The sequence below is a fragment of the Gilliamella sp. B2887 genome (assembly GCF_026537015.1).
Taxonomy (GTDB): Bacteria; Pseudomonadota; Gammaproteobacteria; order Enterobacterales; family Orbaceae; genus Gilliamella.
Genome location: NZ_JAFNMX010000026.1, coordinates 1 through 1,186, shown reverse-complemented (window position 1 = coordinate 1,186; position 1,186 = coordinate 1). Strand labels below are relative to the sequence as shown.

The window sequence follows — 1,186 nt, the reverse complement described above, 5'->3', positions numbered from 1 at the left end:
ATTATTTAATAACCTTAGCAACAACACCAGCACCAACAGTACGACCACCTTCACGGATAGCAAAGCGTAAGCCTTCTGCCATTGCGATTGGGTGAATTAATGATACAGTCATTTTGATGTTATCACCTGGCATTACCATCTCTACGCCTTCTGGTAACTCGATTGTTCCAGTTACGTCAGTTGTACGGAAGTAGAACTGTGGACGGTAGCCTTTGAAGAATGGAGTATGACGACCACCTTCATCTTTACTTAGAATATATACTTCTGATTCGAAATCAGTATGTGGTGTGATTGAGCCTGGTTTTGCTAATACTTGACCACGTTCGATTTCTTCACGTTTTGTACCACGTAGTAAGACACCAACGTTTTCACCCGCACGACCTTCGTCTAGCAATTTACGGAACATTTCAACGCCAGTACAAGTTGTTTTTGTTGTTGGTTTGATACCAACGATTTCAACTTCTTCACCAACTTTGATTACACCACGTTCTACACGACCTGTTACCACTGTACCACGTCCTGAAATTGAGAACACGTCTTCAATTGGAAGTAGGAATGGTTTATCGATATCACGCTCTGGTTCCGGGATGTAGCTGTCTAAAGCTTCAGCTAATTCAACAATTTTTTCTTCCCATGCTGCATCGCCTTCTAACGCTTTTAACGCTGAACCACGAATGACTGGAGTGTCATCACCTGGGAAATCGTATTGAGATAGAAGTTCACGTACTTCCATTTCAACTAATTCTAATAATTCTTCATCATCAACCATATCGCATTTGTTTAAAAATACGATGATGTATGGAACACCTACTTGACGACCTAAAAGAATGTGCTCACGAGTTTGTGGCATAGGACCATCTGTTGCTGCTACTACTAAGATAGCACCGTCCATTTGTGCCGCACCAGTGATCATGTTTTTAACATAGTCAGCATGGCCCGGGCAGTCTACGTGTGCGTAGTGACGAGTCGGGGTATCGTATTCAACGTGTGAAGTGTTGATGGTGATACCACGTGCTTTTTCTTCTGGTGCATTATCGATTTGATCGAATGCACGTGCTTGACCGCCGTATTTTTTAGAAAGTACAGAAGTAATTGCTGCTGTTAAAGTTGTTTTACCATGGTCAACGTGGCCGATTGTACCAACGTTAACGTGGGGTTTTGTACGTTCAAATTTTTCTTTAGACAT

The 1,186-nt window shown here is 42.1% G+C and carries 1 protein-coding gene; it reads right to left on the bottom strand.

The features are described from left to right. Position 1: 1 nt before the first annotated feature. Entirely contained in the window at positions 2–1,186 is a 1,185-nt protein-coding gene (gene tuf / locus J3U13_RS11345) for an elongation factor Tu (protein WP_267342169.1), read from the bottom strand.

Bases quoted from the DNA above. Each gene is read 5' to 3' on its own strand.
- tuf (WP_267342169.1), bottom strand. From the start codon at position 1,186: ATGTCTAAAGAAAAATTTGAACGTACAAAACCCCACGTTAACGTTGGT.